This is a genomic window from Thiohalocapsa marina (genome assembly GCF_008632335.1).
Taxonomy (GTDB): Bacteria; Pseudomonadota; Gammaproteobacteria; order Chromatiales; family Chromatiaceae; genus Thiohalocapsa; species Thiohalocapsa marina.
On sequence record NZ_VWXX01000001.1, the window covers coordinates 38,305 to 58,979 of the forward strand.

The window sequence follows — 20,675 nt, forward strand, 5'->3', positions numbered from 1 at the left end:
TTCGGTCCCGCGACGGCCTTCAGGCCAGGTAGCGACCGGCGGATCCCAGGCCGGCGGTCACCAGTCCCAGCAGCAGGTTGATCAGAATGACTGCGCGGATGCGCCCCAGTCGCTCCGCGGCGGCGGGCCAGTCCTGCTCCGCCACCCGCCTGGCCAGCGCGCGGTAGGGCACAAAGTAGATGTAGGCGAACAGCGCCGTCATCAGCAGCGCCAGCGCCATCATGGTGTGCACATGCCAACCCATGCTGCCGCTGTAGACCCCCACGAACACCCACAGGCCGCTGGCCCACAGCACAACCACCGCCAGCCAGACCCAGACGAAGAAACGCTCGAACACGCCAAGCATCAGCCGCAGCCGTTGCGGCGGCTCCAGGGTGCGCTGGGCGGCCTGCCGCAGCGCGAAGTGGGCAAAGAACATGCCGCCGATCCACACCAGGGTGGCCAGTTGATGCAGCCCGATGGCCAGGGCGAGTTGCTGTGTCATCCTGCGGCAGCCCGGTCCAGCAGCACGGTGGTATTGCCCGCACGGGCGATGCACGCCGCCGGCAGGGATTCGCCGGCCTGCCAGCGCACCAGGGCCGCATGCTTGGCGGCGCCGGTGATCAGCAGCAGGATCTCCCGGGACGCGCACAAGGCCCTCGGCGTCAGCGATACACGCTCCGGCGGGGGCTTGGGGGCATCCTGCACAGGCATGACCAGGGTATCTTCCTGCTCCGCCGATGGCAGCGGCCGGTCCGGAAACAGGCTGGCGGTATGGCCGTCCTCGCCCATGCCCAGCAGCACCAGGTCGAACGGCAGGGCCGCCGCCACCGGCTGCTGATAGTCCAGGGCCGCCGCCTCCGGGCCCAGTTCGGCAGGAATCACGTGGATCTGCCGGGGCGGAATGGACACGCGCCCCAGCCAGGCCTGATCAGCGGCGCGGCTGTTGCGCTCGGCGTCGTCTGCGGGCAGGCAGCGTTCGTCGCCGTGGTAGACATGCCAGGCAGACCAGTCCGCAGACTGCGCCTGCGCCAGACGCCGATAGGCCATCAGCGGCGTGGTTCCCCCCGCCAGCACGATGCGAAAGGCGCCCCGCGCGGCAATGGCCCGGCGCGCCTGTTCCAGAATCCACTCGGCCGCCGCCTCGGCAACCGCGGCGGCGTCCTCGAACAGAAGGCAGTCGACGCCCGAAAGATCCAGTGGGCGATCTGCCGGGCGATCCGGGACCAGCCCCGGGGAAAGACCCGGTGAGGCATCCGGGTGGAAATCCGTTTGTTTCATGGGTGTTTTCCGTCTTGCGGGCTGGAAGGCCGGCAATTGTCTGTCTGCATACTCCGCGGCAAGTCGAGTCTCGGCAAAGGCATAAATCCGCCATGGTTGGCGCTAGGCGGCCGTCGACGCGCTGCCAGACGATCTGCGCTAGACTCTGGCCTGCGGGTAGGGAGTGTATACCCAATGCCCGCCAGGCTGAAGCCGGCCGCCGGCGACACGCGTCTGCCGTTCCACCAGAGCCGGAGCATAGCGGAACAGCTGTTACAAGCCACCGCAGAGGATGACCAGGAGACGATTATGGCCGATACGATGCAAGAGATCATGAATCCGGGCGCCGTCGTGCGCGATCCGGACTTTCCGCAGGCGCCGGACGCCTGGACGCCACAAGCGGCAACGGCCGCGGCGGCCGCCGACGGGGTCGAGCTGACGCCGGATCACTGGGACGTTATCGGGGCGCTGCAAGGCTACTTCGCCGAGCATTCCCAGCCCAATGTGCGCCAGTTGCACGACGCGCTGGACGAACGCTTTCACGCCAAGGGCGGGCTCAAGTATCTGTACGGCATCTTTCCCGGCGGCCCCGTCGCTCAGGGCTGCCGCCTCGCGGGCCTGCGTGCGCCGGCTGGTGCGGTGGACAAGTCCTTCGGCAGCGTTCAATAGCGGCGCTGGATGCGCCCGTCCGTGGCTGCCCGCAGGGGTTCGCCGTTGCGCAGGGCCTCAATGAGCATGTCCGTGACCAGCCAGCCGGTCCGCACCGGATCCTGCAGCCGTGACAGGACCTCATAGCCATCGCCGCCAGCCGCCAGAAAATCCGGCATGACCACCCGATATCGGTGCCCCGGCTCCACCGGGGCGTCGCCGATGCGCAGGTCACTGAGCTGGCCGTCGTCGATGACCAGGCGCACACCCGAGACCTGCAGGAAACCACCGGGATTGTTCTGGGGCGGCAGTTCCGCTGATTGCGCCAGGGCCTGTTGCAACTGCGCCCCGTCCAGTGTCCCGGTGACCAGCTCGCCGCCGAATGGCAAGGCGGTGTAGATCTGCTCCAGGCTGACTGGTCCCGCAGGGATCGATGCGCGGAAGCCGCCGGCGTTGAACAGCGCCACGTCGCTCGCCGTGAGCCTGCGCGCCAGGTCCGCGACCAGGTTGCCGAAGCCGGTTTCGTGGCGGCGGATCACCTCCCGCCGCGCATCCAGGTCGGTGGCCAGCCGTCCGACCACGACGGACAGTTCCGCGTCCAGCCCTTGTTGCAGTTCCGCCACCCGGGCCGCCACCACCGGCTGCTCCGGCAGGTGCTGGTCGATGGGCATCAGCCGGTAGTCGAGGATCTCCATGCCGTGCGGGGTCAGCGCCAGCGAGAGCCAGCCCAGGTCCGCCCCCCGCGCGCCGGCCTGCAGGATGGGCACGCCCGCCTCCACAAGGGGTTCGGTTAGGCGCAAGTGATCGTGCCCGCCGATGATGACATCGATGCCCGGCACCGCCCGGGCGAGCGCTCGATCACCATCCACTCCGAGGTGCGACAGCACCACCAGCAGGTCGGCCTCCGGGCGCAACCGCGACACCCAGTGCCGGGCCGTGTGTATCGGGTCCAGCGCCTGTATGCCGCGGGTGTGGCGGGGGTGCGTGGTGGAGGTCAGTTCCTGCGTCACCAGTCCGAGCAGGGCGACACGCAGTCCGGGTGCCGGCTGCAGCAAGACCCAGGGCTGTGTTGCAAAGGGCTCCGGCGAGGCCCGGACATTGGCCGCCAGCAGCGGAAAGCGGGCCGCCGCCAGCAAGGCGCGGAAGTTGTCCTGGCCGAAATCCAGCTCATGGTTGCCCATGACGGCGGCATCCACGCCGATGTCGGCGAACAGGTCCAGGTCCGGACGCCCCAGGAAGGCGGTGGATGTGGGCGTGCCCTGCAGCAGGTCACCGGCGAACAGCAGCAGCACCGGAGCCGTGGCCTCCTGCGAGCGCACCGCCTGCACCGCACTGGCCAGGCGCGCGATGCCGCCGCGGGATGGCAACCCGGGGGCGGCTGCCATGGGTTGCAGCTGGCCGTGGAAGTCGTTGAAGTGCAGGATGGTCAGTCGCTGCCCGCCTTGGGCCTGCAAAGGCAGCCAGACCAGCAGCCAGAGCAGCAGCCAGACAAGCGCCAGCCTGACGCGGCGCGCTCTGGCCGACGGGATGCCCGCTGGCCCTGTGGCACAGACCCTGGGTGCCGGTGTGCTTGTGCTGCGCTGGAGGGCGGTCATTGGATATGCCTGCTCTGGGGTGCGACTTGGGCATTGCAGGTATGATCAATCGCCGGCGGGACCCCGGGCGGAAGCCTTCGGGATCGGGGTCGACGGGGGCCTTTTCAGTTCAAGGTAGCGCTGCTTGTCCAGCGCAAAGGCATCGAGCACGGCCTGTTTTTCCTGCTCCTGTTGCAGGATCACGCGACTGGACTCCTCGATCGAGCGCTTTGCAGCGGCGATCTGGCGTGCGATCAGGTAGCTGGCCTGGGCGCTGCGTCCATCCGGTTGCGCCAGGTCCTGGTTCAGGCTGCCCAGCCAGGTCTGCTGATAGCGGATGTTTCGCTGTGTCACCTGGATCATCTCGTCGAGTTCCGCCAGCTTGCGGTCCCGCGCTGCGATCATGTCATCCAGGGTAGGAAAGGTCCGCAACAGGGCCTCATCCGTCACCACCTGCTGCGCGAGCAGGCGTTCCTGCTGGGTCCGCAACTCCTTCAGCTCGCGCTCGCGGAGCGCCTCCCGGGGCGTCAGGTTGCGTTCTTCGGTGGGCGGGCTGAGGCCGTCCAGGGGCAACGTGATGCGTTGATCCGGCAGGGGACCGGGCGGGATCACGTCGATGTAGTAGACCCGTCCGTGCTCGCCCACCCAGCGGTACAGGCGTCCGTCGGCGCGCACGGCCACGGCCAGGTCGTCCCAGACCGCCTGGCGTTGCGCCGCGGAGCAGACACCGCCGCCGGCCGTACCCCCGGCGCATTGCAGGTCCAGCACGATGGAGGCCCGCTCGCCCGGCGCGTCCCAGATGCGGACCAGGGTCAGGGCAATGCTGTCCTGACCCTGGTCCTGCGCCGGCCCCGTCATCCAGAGGTCGGGCTCGTGCGTGATCAGGGGCGCGGGTCCGCGATCGCGTGCGTACTCCTGCGCCAGTGACCACAGGCGCTCGCAGGACTCCTGGCTGCGGCAGACCAGCAGGCGGTCGCTGGGAATGGCATAGACCTCTGGCGCCAGCTCATCGAGCGCCTTTGGTATCAACCCCTTGAGTTGCTGAAAACGCTCGACATCGCGCTCGAAGACCTCCAGTACCTGGCGCTTCTGGCGCTCGCGCTGAAGGATGACCCGCATGGACTCCTTGATGGAAGCGATGGCGGCGGCGACCTGGTGCTTCAGGTCGGCCTGATCGCCGGTCGCCTTGCCGGTCGCCCCATTGGCCGGTAGCGCCGGATCGACCAGCTGCGGTGCCAGGCTGGCAAGCCACACCTGCTGATGACGGATGTTGCGGCGAGTCACCGCAAGCAGCGAGTCCACCGCGTCGAGCTTGCTGCGCAGCATCGACAGCATCTCGTCGACGCCGCGAAAGGTGCGCAACAGGGCCAGGTCCGTGACCCGTTGCTGCTGCTGCAACCGTTCCTGTTCCGCCCGCAGCAGTTGCAGTTCCCGCTCCATGCGGGCCTCTTCCTCGGTCAGCACGCGCGGGATGGTGGCCAGCCTGACCCCGTCCGGCGAGATGACGACATGCCCGCGCTTCACCTGCTCCGGGGGGATGACATCCGTGTAAGAGACGACGCCTTCGTCGTCCTCCCAGCGATACAGCGCATCCGCCGCCACCGGGCCAGCCAGCACCAGGGGCAGCAGCACCGCGACCAGGGGCCGCGCCCATGCACTGCCCGTGGTACCTTGACCGGTGGCGCCTTGATCGATCGTACCGGGGACGTGCGCACTGTGATCCGTCGCAGCAGGCGCCCTTTCGTGTTCGATCGTCGTCGGCTGTCCCCTGCTCGCATCTGGTCTCATGTCGCCCGACCCGCCGGCTGTTCGATGATGCTTCAAGATAGCAGAAACGCCCCAACGCGGTGCACGCAGCATCCGAGGGACAGCACATCCGGATTCGAATCCCGGTTCAAACCGCAAAGGGGTTACAATTGCCGCCGCCATCTCCGCGCCCGAACAACGCCGTGCCAATCAGAACAGCCATGACCGAAACACGCCATAACGTCGATCACGCCGAAATCAGCAAATTCGAGGCCCTGGCGGCCCGATGGTGGGATCCCGACAGCGAGTTCAAGTCCCTCCATGACATCAACCCATTGCGGCTGGACTACATCGATCGCACCGCCCGGATCGCGGGCAAGGACGTGCTGGACGTCGGCTGCGGCGGCGGCATCCTGTCCGAGTCCATGGCCCTGGCCGGTGCCAGGGTGCTGGGCATCGACATGGGGGAGGAGCCGTTGCGCGTGGCAGAACTGCATACGCTGGAAACCGGCGTCGAGGTGGACTACCGCCAGATCACGGTGGAGGACCTGGCGGAGGAACGCCCGGGCAGCTTCGATGTGGTCACCTGTATGGAACTGCTGGAGCATGTGCCGGACCCGGGTTCCGTCATCGCTGCCTGCGCCCGGCTGGTGCGCCCAGGCGGCCATGTCTTCCTGTCGACGCTGAACCGCAACCCCAAGGCCTACCTGTTCGCGATCATCGGCGCCGAGTACCTGCTGAACCTGCTGCCTCGCGGTACCCACGACTTTGCCCGCTTCATCAAGCCCTCGGAACTCGACGCCTGGATCCGCGGCACCGACCTGCGCCTGACCGACATCACCGGCCTGACCTACAACCCGCTGACCAGGGCGTACCGGCTCGACAAGGACGATCTCGACGTCAACTACATGGTGACCTGTCGCCGGCCCGCGCATGGCTGAGATTGGTCCCTGCATCAGGTTGCGCGCCGAATGAACCGCACGCGTACGCAGGGTGCCGCGTCGGACGGAGCGCGTCACCATGGCCCAGGCGATACACCGGGGGCGGTGCTGTTCGATCTCGACGGGACCTTCGCCGACACCGCCGCCGACATGGTCGCGGCGCTGAATCGCCTGCTGCAGCGGCACGGTCGTGCACCGGTCACCGTCGAGCACGCGCGGGCGCATGTCTCCAGCGGCTCCCGCGGCATGCTGGCGGTGGGCTTCGGCCTGACGCCGGACGCCGACGGCTATGAACGCCTGCGCGACGACTATCTGGCGCTCTATGCCGATGACATCTGCCGCCATACCCGGCCCTTCCCGGGCATGGCGGACCTCCTGGCGCAGCTCGACGCCCGGGGGCTCTGCTGGGGCATCGTCACCAACAAGCCCGGCTGGCTCACGGAACCCCTGATGGCTCGGCTCGATCTGGCGGCCCATGGCATACACAGGCCGCCGGCCTGCGTCGTCAGCGGCGACACCACCCCCCACGCAAAGCCGCATCCGGAACCCCTGCTCCACGCCACGCGCCTGATCGGGCAGGATCCGGCCCACTGCTGGTACGTCGGCGACGACGCCCGCGACATCGTTGCCGGCCGTGCGGCGGGCATGGGTACCCTCGCCGCCGGCTATGGCTATCTCGGCACCGAAACGCCTCCCGGCGACTGGGGGGCCGACGGGCTGATCGCCCATCCGCTGGAGGTGCTGGACTGGGTGGAGCGCGGGCGCGGATGACCAGGAGCGGAGGCCCCGGGTCCGCCGCGGCGGATGGGTGGCGGTTCCCGAACCCGGCCACGCCGCCGGGGTCGGCGGACTACTACAGTATCCGCTTCAGCGCAGCAGGGCGGCGCGACGCCCTCGCCGCCCTGTTCGCGCTGCGGCGGGAGTTGCGCCACATCCTGGTGCAGGTCTCCGATCCCGGCGTCGCCCGGCGCAAGCTGGACTGGTGGCGGGACGAGATCGGCCGCGGCCTCGAAGGCAGGGCGCAACACCCCCTGTGCCGGCCGCTGGAGCCGGCTCAGCGCTCCCACGCGCTGCCGCTGGATCCCTTCCTGGACATGGCCCGGCGGGTGGAAGACGAGTTGCAGGGCAGCCGCTCCACCACCCGGGCCGCCCACTGGCATCGCCTGGGTGACGACCGCGGTGCGTTGTTCCAGTTAATCTGCCACTGCCATTGGGACCCGTGCAACAGGCTCACGGACGACGCGACCCTGGCCGGGGCCCGGGATGCCGGGGCCTGGTGCACTCAGGTACGGCAGTTGCGTGCCGTGGGCCGGCTGCTGCGCCAGGGCCGCGAGATCGCCCCGCAGGACCTGCTGGAACAGATCGGGCTCAGCCAGTCCGAACTGGTTCGGACCGCCATGGCTCAGTCCGCACAGGCCGGCACCGGCGGGCCGCATCCGGATCCATCCCGACGTGCCAGGCTTTGCGGCCTGCTGGCGGAACTGGCGCCGGCGCCCTTTCCGGCGGCGGCCGCTGCCGCGCTACCGTTGCCGATCCGCATCCAGTTGCGCATCCATGCGGCCCTGCTGCAGGAACTGGTGCGCGCAGACTTCGACCTGCTCGACCGGCGCATCGGGCTGACGCCGCTGCGCAAGCTCTGGATCGCCTGGCGCACCAGCCGCGGCTGAGTGGCGACGGGCTCCGGATGGGTTCGCGCCCTGCATCGTCACGGGCCCAAACCACGCAGATCCTGTGCCAGTCCAGCCTGCCTGCGGGCGCTGCGACTGCTAGAATCCAAACTCTGGTTCACCCTGCCCGCAGGCACATGCATGTCCGATTCCAACACCACCCAGATCCTCCTGGCCAATCCGCGGGGCTTCTGCGCCGGCGTCGACCGCGCCATCGACATCGTCGAGCGCGTGCTCGAACGCTTTGGTGCACCGGTCTATGTCCGCCACGAAGTGGTCCATAACCGGTTCGTCGTCGATGGCCTGAAGGCGCGCGGCGCCATCTTCGTCGACGACATCGACGCCATCCCCGATGACGCGACCTGCATCTTCAGCGCCCACGGGGTATCGCAACAGGTGCGCGAACAGGCGGCCAGCCGCGGGCTGCGGGTGTTCGACGCCACCTGCCCCCTGGTCACCAAGGTGCACCTGGAGGTCGCGCGGCATTGCCGCAACGGCGCCGACGTGGTGCTGATTGGGCACCGCGGCCATCCGGAGGTGGAAGGGACCCTGGGCCAGTGCCGCGACGACGCGGGACGCATCCATCTGCTGGAGACTGCCGACGAGGTCGCCGGGCTCCACGTCCGCGACCCGGACAACGTCGCCTACGTGACCCAGACCACCCTGTCGGTGGATGACACCGCCGGCATCATCGCCGCCCTCAAGGCGCGCTTTCCCAATCTCATGGGGCCGCGCAAGAGCGATATCTGCTACGCCACCCAGAACCGTCAGGACGCGGTGCGCAGCCTGGCGGAACAGGCCGATCTGATCCTGGTGGTGGGCTCGGCCAACAGCTCCAATTCCAACCGCCTGCGCGAACTGGCGGAACGCCAGGGCACGCCGGCCTACCTGATCGACGGCCCGGCGGACCTGCGCCGGGAGTGGATCCCGGAAGGGGCGCGGGTAGGCCTCACCGCCGGTGCCTCTGCCCCCGAGGTGCTGGTGCGCCAGATCATCGACCAGCTGCGCGCCTGGGGTGCCGGCGCGGTGGAAGAACAGGCCGGAATCCGCGAAAACGTGGTCTTTGCGCTGCCCAAGGAACTGCAGACGCCGGCGGCCCCATGAGCGAGATCCTGATCATCGGCGGCGGTGTCATTGGCCTGATGACCGCCCGCGAGCTGGCCCAGGCCGGTGAGCGGGTGACCCTGGTGGAGATGGGGGGTACCGGTCGCGAATCCTCATGGGCCGGCGGTGGCATCCTGTCACCGCTCTATCCCTGGCGCTACGCCGATGCGGTCACTGCCCTCGCCCGCTGGAGTCAGGCGGTCTACGCGGAGCTTTGCCAGACCCTGTTGGCGCAGACGGGTGTGGATGCCGAATATCTTCGCTCCGGCCTGCTGATCGTCGATCCGGACGACACCGAATCGGCATTGGCCTGGGCCGCGCGGCATCAGGCGGCCATGAGCACGCTGGACGCGGCCGGCATCGCGGCCACCGAGCCGGAACTGCGTACCAACGCCGCCGAGGCCATGTGGATGCCGGAGATCGCGCAGGTGCGCAACCCGCGGCTGACCAAGGCCCTGCGGGCGGCGGTGGAGGGCCGGATCCGGCTGCGCGAACACGAAAAGGTTATCGAATTCCGGGTCGAGCAGGGACGGATCGACGGCGTGCGCACCACCGGCGGTGACCTGGCGGCGGAGCGGGTGGTGGTCTGTACCGGCGCCTGGACGGCGCAGCTGCTGGAAAAGCTGGAGCAGGCGCCGGACATCCGGCCGGTGCGCGGGCAGATGCTGCTGTTTGCCGCCAGGCCCGGACGCATCCGCCATGTGGCCCTGTTCCGCGACCACTATGTCATTCCGCGTCGTGACGGCCGGGTGCTGTTCGGCAGCACCCTGGAAGACGCCGGTTTCGAGAAGCAGACCACGGCAGCGGCCAAGGAGGCGCTGTACCAGATGGCGGTTGAGGCCTTCCCGCTGTTGCGGCGGGCGCCCGTCGAGGACCACTGGGCGGGGCTGCGCCCGGCGTCGCCCAGCGGCATCCCCTACATCGGCCAGGTCCCCGGCGTGGAGGGCCTGTTCGTGAACGCCGGACATTTCCGCAACGGCCTGGTCACCGGCCCGGCCTCGGCCCGGTTGCTGACGGATCTGGTCCTCGGACGCGAACCGATCCTGCCACCGGCGCCCTACGGGCTCACAGCCCGACGCGATCCGTGAGCCACGGCCGCTCAGGTCGCGGTAGCTTCACTCGGGTGCCTGCTGCATACAGGCCGCGTCCGCGCTCGCTGATGGCAGTCATGCTGGCCCTGGCCCTGGTTCATGGGCCGGCTGCTGCCCTCGCCGACGAAACCGCTGCGACCTCGGCCTCGATACCTGCGGTAACCGCCGCCGCAGACCGGGCGGCAGTGTCGGTCACCACCGTGCCCTTGGCGACGGTGCTGGTGCCGGCGCAGCGTGATGTTCCGGCCACCGTCATCGCCATCGACGCGCCGGCCCTGGGCGCCGAGATCAGCGCGCGCATCGAGTCCATCGCGGTTCGGGTCGGCGACCGGGTCCAGTCCGGTGACCCGCTGGTCCGCCTGGACTGCCGGGTCTACCAGTCGCGGCTGGCCGCCGCCCAGGCCAGTCTGGCGGAGCTGGAGGCGCGGCGCCGGTTCGCCCAAAGCCAGCTGGACCGCGCGCTGGACCTGAAGCGCAAGGACAGCATCAGCGACGAGATCGTCGATCAGCGCCGCAGCGAGCTGGACAGCCTGAGCGCCACCATGGACGTGCAGCGACAGACGCTGGTGCAGGCCGGGCTTGACGTGGAACGCTGCACGGTGCGGGCCCCTTTTGCCGGCGTCGTCACCGAGCGGCTAGCGGACACCGGCGGGCTGGCCAGCCCCGGCACGCTGTTGCTGCGGCTGGTGTCCACCGGGCGGATTGAGCTCAGCGCCCGGCTGCGCGAAGGCGACATCGCAGGTCTGTTGCAGGCCACAGCGTTGCGCTTCACCCATGCCGGGACGGACCATGCAGTAGAGGTGCGCCGGGTGCTGCCCGTGGTGGATGAACGGCTGCGCACACGCGAGGTCCGGCTGGCCTTCAGGGCTGAGGCGGCCCCCACTCATCCCCCGGTCCATCCCCCCGCCGGTGCCGCCGGCCGGCTGGTCTGGCACGACGGTCAATGGCGGCTGCCGGCCCAGTACCTGGTGCGACGCGAAGGACAGCTGGGACTGTTCCATGCCGAAGGTGCCCGAGCCCGCTTCCATCCCCTGCCCCGGGCCATCGAAGGCCAGGCGGCGGTGGTGGACCTGTCCGGCGATACTGCGCTGATCGTCGACGGTCGCCAGCGCCTGCGTCCGGGCGAGGCCGTGGTGGTCGTGGCGGAAGATTGACAGCTATTCGGATCTGGACCCGAACTCGAAATCGGACCCGCACCGGAACACAACGACCTACTTCCAAGACGACGGCATGTATCGGCAACTGTTGCGCAACCATGTGCTGGCCAACCTGACCTTCGCGCTGGTGCTGGTCGTGGGCCTGCTGGCCTATCTCGGCCTGCCGCGGCAGCAGGACCCGACGCTGAACTTCAACTGGATCATCATCAGTACCGTGCTGCCCGGCGCGGCGGCGCTGGACGTCGAGAAAAAGGTCACCGATCCGCTGGAGGACGCCCTGCGCCGGGTGCAGGACATCAAGTTCGTCTCTTCCAACAGCCGCGAATCCATCTCCAGCATCCTGGTGCGCTTCGAAGACATCGACCCGCGCACCTTCGACAAGCGCGTCAACGACCTGCGGCGCGAGGTGCAGAACGCCCAGGACGAGATGCCGGCCGCCGCCGAGGACCCGATCATCCTGGAGATCACCAGCGCCAACGCCTTCCCGTCGGCGTCGCTGGTGGTGGTGGGTCAGGCGGACGACGAAACCCTGCGGATCCAGGCGCGCAACGTGGAAAAGGACCTGGAGCGCATGACCGGGGTGGACCGGGTGGATCCCCTGGGTCTGGCGGACCCGGAGTTGCACATCGCGTTCGATCCGCTGCGGCTCGAGGCCCTGGGGCTGTCGCCGGGCCAGGTCGCCGATACGGTCACCGCCTTCTTCCAGGACATCGCCGCCGGCGATGCCCGCGTTGGCGAGCAGAGCTGGCTGGTGCGGGTGGTGGGCTCGGACGCCGATCCGACCCACCTGGCGCGGCGGCCGGTGGTCGGTGCCCCGGGCGAGGTGCTGCTGGCTGACATCGCCCAGGTGTCCCGGGCCCGCGAGGAGCCGGCAGAACTGGTGAGCTTCGACGGCCGCCCGGCGGTGCTGCTGGCCGTCATGAAGCAGGCGGACAGCAACACCCTGGAACTGGTGGCGCGGATCAGGGACTACATCGACGCGCGCAATGCCCTGAGCGACCGCACCGGCGTCGAGCTGGTGCTCAGCGACGACCAGACGGTGCCCACGGTGAACGCCATCCGGCTGATGCAGAACAATGCCCTGATCGGCCTGTTCCTGGTGCTGGCCGTGGCCTGGACCTTTCTCGGCGTGCGCATCGCCACGCTCACGGCCATCGGCATCCCGTTCGTGCTGGCGGGCACCTTCCTGCTGCTCGGGGCCCTGGGCCAGACCCTGAACGTGATGGTCCTGCTGGGGGTGGTCATCGTGCTGGGCATGCTGGTGGACGACGCGGTGGTGGTGGTGGAGGCCATCTATCACCGGCTGCGCCAGGGCATGGACGCCACCGACGCGGCGCTGGCCGCCCTGCGCGAGGTTGCCGCGCCAGTGACGGCGGCTGTGCTCACCACCATGGCGGCCTTCGGTCCGCTGCTGCTGATGCCGGGCATGCTCGGTGACTTCATGCGCGTGGTGCCCATGGTGGTGGTGCTGGCGCTGGCCCTGTCGCTGCTGGAGGCCTTCTGGATGCTACCGGCCCATGTCATCGCCGCGCGGGTGAGCTTTCGCCGGCCGTCGCGATTCCAGCGCTGGCGCATGCGCCTGACCCATCGGTTGCAGATCCGCTACGTACGAGCCCTTGTGCTGGCGCTGCGCCATCGCGGGCTGGCGCTGGGACTGGCGGGGGTGCTGTTCGGCGGTGCGGTGGCGGCCATCGCCGCGGGGCTGGTGCGACTGGATTTCTTTGCCGCCGACACCGTGCGCCTGTTCTACGTGAATGTGGAGATGCCACCGGAGACGCCGCTGGATCAGACCCTGGCCAAGGTGCGGCAGATCGAGCAGAAGGTGCAGGCCCGGGTGCGGCCCGGCGAGGTCCGTGCCATGGTCGCCTACGCCGGCAACATGTTCACCGAGACCGAGGCCCGTCTCGGCGACCAGTACGGCCAGCTCCTGGTGGGGCTGAACCCCGTCGGGCCGGGGCTGCGCTCGGTGGAGGCCATGATCGAGTCCATGCGCGCGGAGGTCATGGCCACGCCGGGGCCAGTGCAGATCTCGTTTCTGCGCCTGGCCGGCGGACCGCCGGCGGAGAAACCCATCAATGTCAAGGTGCGCGGCGACGACTACGACGAACTGCGCGCCGCGGCGGATGCGGTGCGCGACATCCTGAGCGGTCTGCCGGGGGTGTCCGATATCCAGGACGACGCCAGTCGCGGCCGCTCGGAGCTGGTGCTGCGCCTGGATGCGGATGCCATCAACCGCGCTGGCCTGGATCCACTGGAGGTCAGTCGCAGTGTGCAGTTGCTGATCGACGGGCTGGTGGTGGCGGACCTGCGCCATGCCGGCGAAAAGGTGGAGGTGCGGGTCAAGGCCGCGCGCCGGGCGAATGCCGACATCGCCGACCTGCTGCAGGTGCGCCTGCCGCTGGCGGAGGGCGGTGCCATCCCGCTGGCGGAACTGGTGCAGGAGACGCGTCAGCAGGGGCTCGGCAACATCCGGCACTACGACTTCCGCCGCGCCATCACCGTGGAGGCGGACCTGACCGATCCGGCGCTGGACACGGTGACCGCCAACCGGCGCATCGCCGAGGCCTGGCAGAGGGTGCAGCCGCAGTTTCCCGGCATCGATCTGGACTTTGCCGGTCAGCTCGACGACATCCAGGAGAGCATCGACCAGCTGACGCTGCTGTTCGTGCTCGGCGTCGGCCTGATGTATGCCATCCTGGGCACGCAATTCCGCAGCTACCTGCAGCCGCTGATCATCCTCAGCACAGTGCCCATGGCCTTTACCGGGGTGGTCTTCGGCCTGCTGATCACCAGCAACCCGCTGAGCCTGTATACGCTCTACGGGGTGGTGGCGCTGGCCGGCATCGCGGTCAACGCCGCCATCGTACTGATCTCCGCCGCCAATCAGCGTCTGCGCGACGGTATGAGCCTGCTGCATGCCACCGTCTATGCCGCGCGGCGGCGTTTCATCCCGGTGCTGATCACCTCGCTGACCACCATCGCCGGGCTGTTTTCCCTGGCCACCGGGCTCGGCGGTCACTCGCTGGTCTGGGGGCCGGTGGCCACGGCCATCGTCTGGGGGCTCGGCTTCTCCACCGTGCTGACGCTGATCGTGATCCCGCTGCTGTATCAGCTGTTCATGGCCCGCCGTGCGCCATCGCCCGACGGACCTCGGCCACCAGTTGCCGCAGCAGCGGATCGGCGGGAACGGCCTGCCCCATGAACCAGTCGTAGATGATCTGGTCCTGATAGCCAAGCAGTCGCTCGAACGCTTGGCGCTGTTGCGGCGGCAGGTCCGTGAAGGCGAGGTCCAGGAAGCGGTTCAGCAACAGGTCCAGTTCCAGCATGCCGCGACGGCATTGCCAGCGCAGGCGAACCTGCTCCTGATCCGCTTCCTGCTCCAGCCCCTGCGCTGGTTCAGGGTTCTGCGGCGCTGCGCTCACACCGACTTCTCGAGCATCAGATCCTTGATCTGGCCGATGGCCTTGGTGGGGTTCAGCCCCTTGGGACAGACCTCGACGCAGTTCATGATGGTGTGGCAGCGGAACAGCTTGTAGGGGCCTTCCAGCGCATCCAGCCGCTCGTCGGTGGCCTGGTCACGGCTGTCCGCCAGGAAGCGCCAGGACTGCAGCAGCGCCGCCGGGCCGTGGAACTTGTCCGGATTCCACCAGAACGACGGACAGGCGGTGGAGCAGCAGCCGCAGAGGATGCACTCGTACAGACCGTCGAGCTTATCGCGCTCTTCCGGTGACTGCAGGATCTCCTGTTCCGGCAACGGGTCCTTGCGCACCAGGTAGGGCTGCACGTTGCGGTACTGTTCGTAGAACTGGGTCATGTCCACGACCAGGTCGCGGATCACCGGCCGCCCCGGAAACGGGCGTACCTCGATGGGCTGTTTGAGGTCGGCCACCAGGGTGACGCAGGCCAACATGTTCTTGCCGTTGACGTTCATGCCATCGGAGCCACAGACGCCCTCGCCGCAGGAGTGGCGGAAGGCGAAGGTCTCGTCCTGGGCCTTGATCTCCAGCAGCGCCTCGCGCAGCATCATGCCCGGACGCTCCTCGACCTCGAAGGTCTGCATCCGCGGCTTGGTATCGGTCTCGGGGTGATAACGGTAAACGCTGATCTTCATGCTCAGTACACCCTGGCCTTGGGCGGAAAGGACTCGACGGTAAGCGGCTTGGTGCGCACGGGCTTGAAGTCCATGCGGTCGCCGTCGCGTGCATAGAGGCTGTGCCGCATCCAGCGCTCATCGTCGCGCTCGGGGAAATCCACCCGCGAGTGGGCGCCGCGGCTCTCTTCGCGGTGCAGCGCAGACATCAGGGTGGCCATGCCAACGTCCACCAGGTTGTCCAGTTCCAGCGCCTCGATGCGGGCGGTGTTGAATACCTTGCTGTGATCCTGCAGACGCACGTCCTCGACGCGCGCACGTAAGGCATTCAGCTTCTCCACGCCGGCGGCCATGGTCTCGTGGTCGCGGAACACGCCGCAGTGGTCTTCCATCAACTTGCGCAGTTCGGCCTTGACCGCATGCACGCTGTCGCCGTCGCCGGTGCGCTCCCAGCGTTGCAGTCGCGCCAGGGCAGGCTCGATGTCCGCATCGCGCATGGGGCGATGGTTCGGATTCTCCGCCACGTAACGCAGGATGTCGGTACCGGCGGCGCGGCCGAACACCAGGATGTCCAGCAGCGAGTTGCCACCCAGGCGGTTGGCACCATGGACCGACACGCAGGCGCATTCACCGGCGGCGTAGAGGCCCGGAACCACTTCTTCCGGTCCGTGCCGTGCCGGCGCGACGACCCGGGCGTTACGGTCGGTGGGGATGCCGCCCATGGCATAGTGCGCGGTGGGGAATACAGGAATCGCGTCCTTGGCCGGATCGATGCCGAGGAAGACGCGGCAGATGTCGCTGATGCCCGGCAGTCGGTGGTGCACCACATCGGCGCCCAGGTGGTCCAGCTTGAGCAGCACGTGGTCCTTGTTCGGCCCGCAGCCGCGGCCTTCGCGGATCTCGGTGACCATGGAGCGGGACACCACGTCGCGGCTGGCCAGGTCAAGGGCGCGCGGTGCGTAGCGCTCCATGAAGCGCTCGCCGTCGGCGTTGACCAGGAAGCCGCCCTCGCCGCGGGCGCCCTCGGTAATCAGCATGCCCTTGCCGGCGACGCCGGTGGGATGGAACTGGTAGAACTCCATGTCCTGCAGCGGAACGCCCGCGCGCAGGGCCATGGCCATGCCGTCGCCGGTGTTGATGAAGGCGTTGGTGGTGGTGCGGAAGACCTGGCCGTTGCCGCCGGTGGCCAGCAGCGTCGACTTGGCCTCGATGACCAGGGGCTCGCCGGTCTCGATGTCCAGCGTCAGCGCGCCGATGGCCACGCCCTCTTCGTCGCGGATCAGGTCGACGGCGAAGTATTCGTCGAAGAAGTGGGTCCTGGCGCGGACGTTCTGTTGATACAGCGTGTGCAGGATGGCGTGCCCGGTGCGGTCGGCCGCCGCACAGGTGCGCGCCGCCTGGTCGCCGCCGAAGTCCTGGCTCTGGCCGCCGAAGGCGCGCTGGTAGATCTTGCCGTTGTCGAGCCGCGAGAAGGGCACGCCGGCGTGTTCCAGTTCGTAGACCGTCGGGATGGCCTCGCGGCACATATACTCGATGGCGTCCTGGTCACCCAGGTAGTCGGAGCCCTTGACGGTGTCGAACATGTGCCAATGCCAGTTGTCCGGCAGCACATTGGCCAGGGCGGCATTGACGCCGCCCTGAGCGGCGACGGTATGGGAGCGGGTGGGGAACACCTTCGACACCACGGCCACCCGCAGGTCGGCGCTGGCAAGGCGCAGCGCCGCGTTGAGTCCGGCGCCGCCGGCGCCGATGATCAGGGCGTCGAATTTTCTGTGAGGTATGGGCATGACGGATTCCGCTGCTGGGGCCGGGATCAGGCGATCCGGGCGACGATGATGGCCTGCACGGCCCAGAGTCCGGAGGCGAGAAATAGCAAGCCGAACAGGCTCAGGGCAGTGACCCGAAGGCCGATGGGCTTGACATAGTCCATGAGGACATCACGGATGCCGACCCAGGCATGGGCCAGCAGCACGGGGACGAAAACCAGCAGCCCCACGGCCACCCAGGGCGTGGTCACCCAGGCGATCATGGCGGCATGGTCGGCGGGCGCGGCAAAGGCGAAGCGGATGGCCAGGTAGGTGCCGAACAGGGCCAGGTAGATGGCGCTGACCCGCTGGATCACCCAGGCCTTCAGTCCGGAGGCACGGCGACTCATAGCAGCATTCCCCCACCGATGAAGAGAGTGACCGCCAAGGCGGCGAACAGGGCCGTCCAGGCGCTGCGGCGAGCGGCGGGGCGATCCACGCCCCAGCCCAGGTCGATGAGCAGGTAGCGAACCCCGGCAAACAGATGGTGCAGCAGGGCCCAGGCCATCAGCAGCAGCAGGAGCCTGACCAGTGGCTGTGAGACCAGGCCGGCCACGCTGGCGAAGCCCGCGGGACCGGACAGGGCCGTCGCGAACAACGCAGCCAGCACCGGTATGGCCAGCACCATCAGCACGCCGCTGACGCGGTGCAGGATCGAAACGACACCTGGAACGGGCAGCCTGATGCGCCAGGGTTCCAGGAAGACAGGGCGGTTGGTTGTCATCGTACTCCTCTGGTTTCGAGTCCTGATGTTAGTTTGTTGGGCCGGATCCGAGGCCAATTTGTGCAGTGCAGCAGAGTATACGGGCCATCGTGTTGCTGGCAAGCCCGAGCGGCCAATAGTCAGCATCCCGCTAGCGAATACTACAAACCCTGCCCCAGCAACGATTGCGCCGGACTTGTTCCTGGTCAGCCTCCGGAGACCAGCCCTGGGTATACACTCGGGTCTGATAGTTGGGCCGTGATGAATGTGGCCCCGAGGAGACCAGAATGCGACTGCATATTCGGCTGGAGACCCTGTGCAATCTGATTGCGCTGGCCCGTGAGTTCCAGGCCAAGGAAGAGGTGGTGATTCCGGAGATTCCGAACAGCCCCACGGAGGACTGGGCGCTGCAAGTGCTCGCCGACCACATGGACGACTATACCCTGGCGGAGTTCCGCGGCATCGTCGAGGACATGTCCGAACGTCAGCGGGCCGAACTGGTGGCGCTGATGTGGCTGGGCCGCGGCGATTATGCCATCGACGAGTGGGAGCAGGCAGTGGATGACGCCCTTGGCGACTTCAGTATCCGCGCCGCGGAATATGTACTGGCGCATCCGATGATCTCGGATCACTTCGAGGAGGGGCTGATCGCCCACGGTCTGTCCTGCGAGGACTAAGGAGGCGCCGATTTATTGGCCTCCAGGCCAACAATCAGCACGCGCTTGGAAAACGCGGTTTCCGCATCGCTGCATTTTCAGCCGCGTGCGCCGCTGAAAATGGCGGGGCCTCCTGCCCCGCGCGGGAAATGCAGAATAGATCAACATTCCCCGAAGACCAGGCCTGAGCCTCGCGCTCCCTAGACGGACCCGCCCCATCGGTCAGTGGCAACGGTCTCGTAGCACACCATGCTCGAACCCGAACCGATGTGTCGGATCGGGCAGGTCAGAAGGCCTGGGACAGGCGCCAGCGCTGATAATCCGGCTGATCCAGATAGGCCTTGGTGGCGATGTAGTTGAGCACGCTGCGCAACCGGTAGAAACCCACCACGGAGTCCACGCGCAGCAGTTCCCTGCCCTGTTCGTCGAAGAACAGCACCGAGGGCGCATAGAACAAGCCCAGCTCCCGCGCCCAGTCGTGGGCGGTGGTCCGTTCGCCGGACGGGGTGATCACCGGGGTGTCTGCCCACATGTCGAGCTGCACGCTGTCGATCTGGGCAAACTGGCGCAGGATGGTGGGCTCGCGCAGGGCCTGGCCGTGCAGCACATCACAGGCGTGGCAGTCGCCTTGTTCGAAGAAGACCGCCAGCGGTCGCTCGCTGGGCATCAGGGTGCGGTTGAGGTCGTACGGGGGCGGCACAAAGAAGTCTGCCTCGTTGAGGTCGCCGGGCTCGAACACCATGCGGTTGTCGCCGCGGGCCAGGTAGTCGGGAAAACTCTCGTTGCGGTAATGCGCGTCGGCCACGTACTCCAGCGCAGCGCGGAATTGGTAGGGCGGATAATAGCCGCGCAGGCGCAGCACCTCGTTGCCCTGTGCGTCGTAGAACAGCAGCGACGGCGTGAAATTGGTCTTCTCGCGCAGCGCGAACTGGCGTTCGGTGAGCACCTGCCCCTGCAGGTCGGTGACCTCGCCGACCCCCCAGACATCCATGGGCACGATGTCGAAGTGCTTGCGCGTATAGGCGACAATGTCCGGCAGGCCGAAATTGACATCCATGAGCTGATGGCAGTACGCGCATCGCTTCTGACCGAAGTAGACCACCAGATTGCGGCCGTTCGCCACGGCCTCCGCCTGGTCCGCGGGCAAGTCCAGGAAGGGCGTCTTGAACCACGACGGGTATTCCAGCACCGTCTCCCGCGGGAAATCGTCGAAGCCGTACAGGGCCTGTGCATCCAGCGCACCACCGACGGCTGCCGGTGCGTCGGCAAGCGTTGCTGCCGGAGTTGCCGCCAGCGTCAGACTCACAATGATCGCGGCCGCGCCCAGCAGATTCAGTGCGCGCGTGGCGGTGGGCGCTGGCCGCCGCGATGGGTCATGATGCATGGCTCGTCCTCCAGTGTCTGCCGATGTCTGCCAACGTCTGCCGGCCGCCGAAGTATACCCGTTGGGCGATGGAATTCCCGAGCCTCAACCCACCGACCACCCGAACGCACCGGATACTCGCCATGAACAACGCCACCTCCGACGGCACGCCGCGCTTCGACTGGGACGCCATCGACACTGTCTTTCTGGACATGGACGGCACACTGCTGGATCTCTATTTCGACAACCATTTCTGGCTCGAGCATGTACCTCGGCGCTATGCCGAGAAGCTTGGCCTGAGCATCACCCGGGCCAAGGAGGACATCCTGCCCCGCTACCGTCGCATCCAGGGCACGCTGGACTGGTACTGCGTGGACCACTGGAGCCGGGAACTCGGCCTGGACATCGCCACCCTGAAGTCCGAGGTGGACCATCTGATCGCCGTGCACCCATTCGTGCTGGACTTTCTCGACGCCCTGCAGCGGTACGGCAAGCGCCGCGTCCTGGTCACCAATGCGCACCAGAAGTCCATTGCGCTGAAGCTGGAGCGCACCCGGCTGCAGGGACACCTGGAGCACATCGTCTGCGCCCACGATCTGGCCCTGCCCAAGGAGGCGCCGGGGTTCTGGGAGCGGGTCCAGGGGGCCGAGCCGTTCGACCCGGCACGCACGCTGTTCGTCGACGACAATCTGGCGGTGCTGCGCACGGCGCGGAACTATGGTTTTCGCTGGTTGCTTGCCATCACGGCCCCGGATTCCCGCCGCCAGGCCCAGGCCATTGATGAATTCCCGGCGATCGCACGCTTCAGCGAACTGCTGCCGCAACTGCGTGTCGAGCTCGCCAAGGGCAAGCACCATGGCAAAACCGGTGGCTGACCTGACAGACAATCCG

Annotated in this window: 20 protein-coding genes; 10 read left to right on the plus strand and 10 right to left on the minus strand. The window is 67.8% G+C overall.

The window, feature by feature from the left end:
• Window positions 1-19: 19 nt before the first annotated feature.
• Complete coding sequence (locus tag F2Q65_RS00195; RefSeq protein WP_150089207.1) at window positions 20-484, minus strand: CopD family protein; 465 nt, start codon at window positions 482-484, stop codon at window positions 20-22.
• Window positions 481-1,260, minus strand: a complete 780-nt coding sequence (gene pgl, locus F2Q65_RS00200) for a 6-phosphogluconolactonase (protein ID WP_150089209.1) — start codon at window positions 1,258-1,260, stop codon at window positions 481-483. Before pgl ends, F2Q65_RS00195 begins: the two co-directional genes overlap by 4 nt.
• Window positions 1,261-1,548: 288 nt before the next feature.
• Here pgl and F2Q65_RS00205 point away from each other — a divergent pair, with 288 nt between their 5' ends.
• Window positions 1,549-1,908, plus strand: a complete 360-nt coding sequence (locus F2Q65_RS00205) for a TusE/DsrC/DsvC family sulfur relay protein (protein WP_150089689.1) — start codon at window positions 1,549-1,551, stop codon at window positions 1,906-1,908.
• On the opposite strand, the gene F2Q65_RS00210 is transcribed toward F2Q65_RS00205, so the two are convergent.
• Together F2Q65_RS00210 and F2Q65_RS00215 are read right to left on the minus strand one after the other, a co-directional pair.
• Window positions 1,902-3,482 carry a bifunctional metallophosphatase/5'-nucleotidase gene (locus tag F2Q65_RS00210; protein WP_150089211.1) on the minus strand — a complete coding sequence of 527 codons (1,581 nt, stop codon included), beginning with the start codon at window positions 3,480-3,482 and terminating at the stop codon, window positions 1,902-1,904. The genes F2Q65_RS00205 and F2Q65_RS00210 overlap by 7 nt on opposite strands.
• 45 nt (window positions 3,483-3,527) lie before the next feature.
• Window positions 3,528-5,093 (minus strand): DUF4124 domain-containing protein, encoded by a 1,566-nt coding sequence (locus F2Q65_RS00215; protein WP_170265421.1) that lies wholly within the window; start codon window positions 5,091-5,093, stop codon window positions 3,528-3,530.
• A gap of 335 nt (window positions 5,094-5,428) precedes the next feature.
• Between F2Q65_RS00215 and ubiG the strand changes: the two genes are divergently transcribed.
• From ubiG to F2Q65_RS00250, 7 genes are all read left to right on the plus strand, one after another.
• Window positions 5,429-6,148 (plus strand): bifunctional 2-polyprenyl-6-hydroxyphenol methylase/3-demethylubiquinol 3-O-methyltransferase UbiG, encoded by a 720-nt coding sequence (gene ubiG / locus F2Q65_RS00220; RefSeq protein WP_150089215.1) that lies wholly within the window; start codon window positions 5,429-5,431, stop codon window positions 6,146-6,148.
• Between the two features lie 30 nt (window positions 6,149-6,178).
• Window positions 6,179-6,919: an HAD family hydrolase gene (locus F2Q65_RS00225; protein WP_150089217.1), complete on the plus strand. Its 741-nt coding sequence runs from the start codon at window positions 6,179-6,181 to the stop codon at window positions 6,917-6,919.
• The gene (locus F2Q65_RS00230; protein WP_150089219.1) at window positions 6,916-7,815 is read left to right on the plus strand and encodes a squalene/phytoene synthase family protein; all 900 of its coding nucleotides are present in this window, start codon (window positions 6,916-6,918) and stop codon (window positions 7,813-7,815) included. Before F2Q65_RS00225 ends, F2Q65_RS00230 begins: the two co-directional genes overlap by 4 nt.
• Window positions 7,816-7,956: 141 nt before the next feature.
• Window positions 7,957-8,919, plus strand: a complete 963-nt coding sequence (gene ispH, locus F2Q65_RS00235; RefSeq protein WP_150089220.1) for a 4-hydroxy-3-methylbut-2-enyl diphosphate reductase — start codon at window positions 7,957-7,959, stop codon at window positions 8,917-8,919.
• Window positions 8,916-10,007 carry a glycine oxidase ThiO gene (gene thiO / locus F2Q65_RS00240; protein WP_150089222.1) on the plus strand — a complete coding sequence of 364 codons (1,092 nt, stop codon included), beginning with the start codon at window positions 8,916-8,918 and terminating at the stop codon, window positions 10,005-10,007. The genes ispH and thiO overlap by 4 nt, the downstream gene beginning before the upstream one ends.
• Window positions 10,008-10,078: 71 nt before the next feature.
• The gene (locus F2Q65_RS00245) at window positions 10,079-11,164 is read left to right on the plus strand and encodes an efflux RND transporter periplasmic adaptor subunit (protein WP_150089224.1); all 1,086 of its coding nucleotides are present in this window, start codon (window positions 10,079-10,081) and stop codon (window positions 11,162-11,164) included.
• A 76-nt stretch (window positions 11,165-11,240) separates the two neighbouring features.
• A complete protein-coding gene (locus tag F2Q65_RS00250) occupies window positions 11,241-14,369 on the plus strand; it encodes an efflux RND transporter permease subunit (protein WP_150089226.1) in 3,129 nt (1,042 codons plus the stop codon).
• Here F2Q65_RS00250 and F2Q65_RS00255 read toward each other — a convergent pair.
• Genes F2Q65_RS00255 through sdhC form a run of 5 tightly spaced genes read right to left on the minus strand, consistent with a single transcriptional unit; the run spans window position 14,284 to window position 17,786 of the window.
• Complete coding sequence (locus F2Q65_RS00255) at window positions 14,284-14,589, minus strand: FAD assembly factor SdhE (RefSeq protein WP_246155800.1); 306 nt, start codon at window positions 14,587-14,589, stop codon at window positions 14,284-14,286. The genes F2Q65_RS00250 and F2Q65_RS00255 overlap by 86 nt on opposite strands.
• Complete coding sequence (locus F2Q65_RS00260) at window positions 14,586-15,278, minus strand: succinate dehydrogenase iron-sulfur subunit (RefSeq protein WP_150089228.1); 693 nt, start codon at window positions 15,276-15,278, stop codon at window positions 14,586-14,588. Before F2Q65_RS00260 ends, F2Q65_RS00255 begins: the two co-directional genes overlap by 4 nt.
• A 2-nt stretch (window positions 15,279-15,280) precedes the next feature.
• Entirely contained in the window at window positions 15,281-17,044 is a 1,764-nt protein-coding gene (sdhA, locus tag F2Q65_RS00265; protein ID WP_150089230.1) for a succinate dehydrogenase flavoprotein subunit, read from the minus strand.
• A gap of 26 nt (window positions 17,045-17,070) precedes the next feature.
• Window positions 17,071-17,412 carry a succinate dehydrogenase, hydrophobic membrane anchor protein gene (gene sdhD, locus F2Q65_RS00270; RefSeq protein ID WP_150089232.1) on the minus strand — a complete coding sequence of 114 codons (342 nt, stop codon included), beginning with the start codon at window positions 17,410-17,412 and terminating at the stop codon, window positions 17,071-17,073.
• Window positions 17,409-17,786 carry a succinate dehydrogenase, cytochrome b556 subunit gene (sdhC, locus tag F2Q65_RS00275; protein ID WP_150089234.1) on the minus strand — a complete coding sequence of 126 codons (378 nt, stop codon included), beginning with the start codon at window positions 17,784-17,786 and terminating at the stop codon, window positions 17,409-17,411. Before sdhC ends, sdhD begins: the two co-directional genes overlap by 4 nt.
• A gap of 266 nt (window positions 17,787-18,052) precedes the next feature.
• Between sdhC and F2Q65_RS00280 the strand changes: the two genes are divergently transcribed.
• The gene (locus tag F2Q65_RS00280) at window positions 18,053-18,442 is read left to right on the plus strand and encodes a DUF3775 domain-containing protein (protein ID WP_150089236.1); all 390 of its coding nucleotides are present in this window, start codon (window positions 18,053-18,055) and stop codon (window positions 18,440-18,442) included.
• A 265-nt stretch (window positions 18,443-18,707) separates the two neighbouring features.
• Here the strand turns inward: F2Q65_RS00280 and F2Q65_RS00285 are convergent, their stop codons facing one another.
• Window positions 18,708-19,805, minus strand: a complete 1,098-nt coding sequence (locus F2Q65_RS00285) for a thioredoxin family protein (RefSeq protein ID WP_150089238.1) — start codon at window positions 19,803-19,805, stop codon at window positions 18,708-18,710.
• A 122-nt stretch (window positions 19,806-19,927) separates the two neighbouring features.
• Here F2Q65_RS00285 and yrfG point away from each other — a divergent pair, with 122 nt between their 5' ends.
• Complete coding sequence (gene yrfG / locus F2Q65_RS00290) at window positions 19,928-20,659, plus strand: GMP/IMP nucleotidase (RefSeq protein WP_150089240.1); 732 nt, start codon at window positions 19,928-19,930, stop codon at window positions 20,657-20,659.
• The last annotated feature ends 16 nt before the right edge of the window (window positions 20,660-20,675 follow it).

Excerpts from the sequence above, each read along its gene's own strand:
- ispH (WP_150089220.1), top strand. The coding sequence starts at position 7,957 with ATGTCCGATTCCAACACCACCCAGATCCTCCTGGCCAATCCGCGGGGC.
- F2Q65_RS00225 (WP_150089217.1), top strand. The coding sequence starts at position 6,179 with ATGAACCGCACGCGTACGCAGGGTGCCGCGTCGGACGGAGCGCGTCAC.
- F2Q65_RS00285 (WP_150089238.1), bottom strand. The coding sequence starts at position 19,805 with ATGCATCATGACCCATCGCGGCGGCCAGCGCCCACCGCCACGCGCGCA.
- F2Q65_RS00250 (WP_150089226.1), top strand. The coding sequence starts at position 11,241 with ATGTATCGGCAACTGTTGCGCAACCATGTGCTGGCCAACCTGACCTTC.
- F2Q65_RS00230 (WP_150089219.1), top strand. The coding sequence starts at position 6,916 with ATGACCAGGAGCGGAGGCCCCGGGTCCGCCGCGGCGGATGGGTGGCGG.
- thiO (WP_150089222.1), top strand. The coding sequence starts at position 8,916 with ATGAGCGAGATCCTGATCATCGGCGGCGGTGTCATTGGCCTGATGACC.
- ubiG (WP_150089215.1), top strand. The coding sequence starts at position 5,429 with ATGACCGAAACACGCCATAACGTCGATCACGCCGAAATCAGCAAATTC.
- yrfG (WP_150089240.1), top strand. The coding sequence starts at position 19,928 with ATGAACAACGCCACCTCCGACGGCACGCCGCGCTTCGACTGGGACGCC.
- F2Q65_RS00245 (WP_150089224.1), top strand. The coding sequence starts at position 10,079 with ATGGCAGTCATGCTGGCCCTGGCCCTGGTTCATGGGCCGGCTGCTGCC.
- sdhD (WP_150089232.1), bottom strand. The coding sequence starts at position 17,412 with ATGAGTCGCCGTGCCTCCGGACTGAAGGCCTGGGTGATCCAGCGGGTC.
- F2Q65_RS00205 (WP_150089689.1), top strand. The coding sequence starts at position 1,549 with ATGGCCGATACGATGCAAGAGATCATGAATCCGGGCGCCGTCGTGCGC.
- F2Q65_RS00260 (WP_150089228.1), bottom strand. The coding sequence starts at position 15,278 with ATGAAGATCAGCGTTTACCGTTATCACCCCGAGACCGATACCAAGCCG.
- F2Q65_RS00280 (WP_150089236.1), top strand. The coding sequence starts at position 18,053 with ATGCGACTGCATATTCGGCTGGAGACCCTGTGCAATCTGATTGCGCTG.
- sdhA (WP_150089230.1), bottom strand. The coding sequence starts at position 17,044 with ATGCCCATACCTCACAGAAAATTCGACGCCCTGATCATCGGCGCCGGC.
- F2Q65_RS00210 (WP_150089211.1), bottom strand. The coding sequence starts at position 3,482 with ATGACCGCCCTCCAGCGCAGCACAAGCACACCGGCACCCAGGGTCTGT.
- F2Q65_RS00195 (WP_150089207.1), bottom strand. The coding sequence starts at position 484 with ATGACACAGCAACTCGCCCTGGCCATCGGGCTGCATCAACTGGCCACC.
- sdhC (WP_150089234.1), bottom strand. The coding sequence starts at position 17,786 with ATGACAACCAACCGCCCTGTCTTCCTGGAACCCTGGCGCATCAGGCTG.
- pgl (WP_150089209.1), bottom strand. The coding sequence starts at position 1,260 with ATGAAACAAACGGATTTCCACCCGGATGCCTCACCGGGTCTTTCCCCG.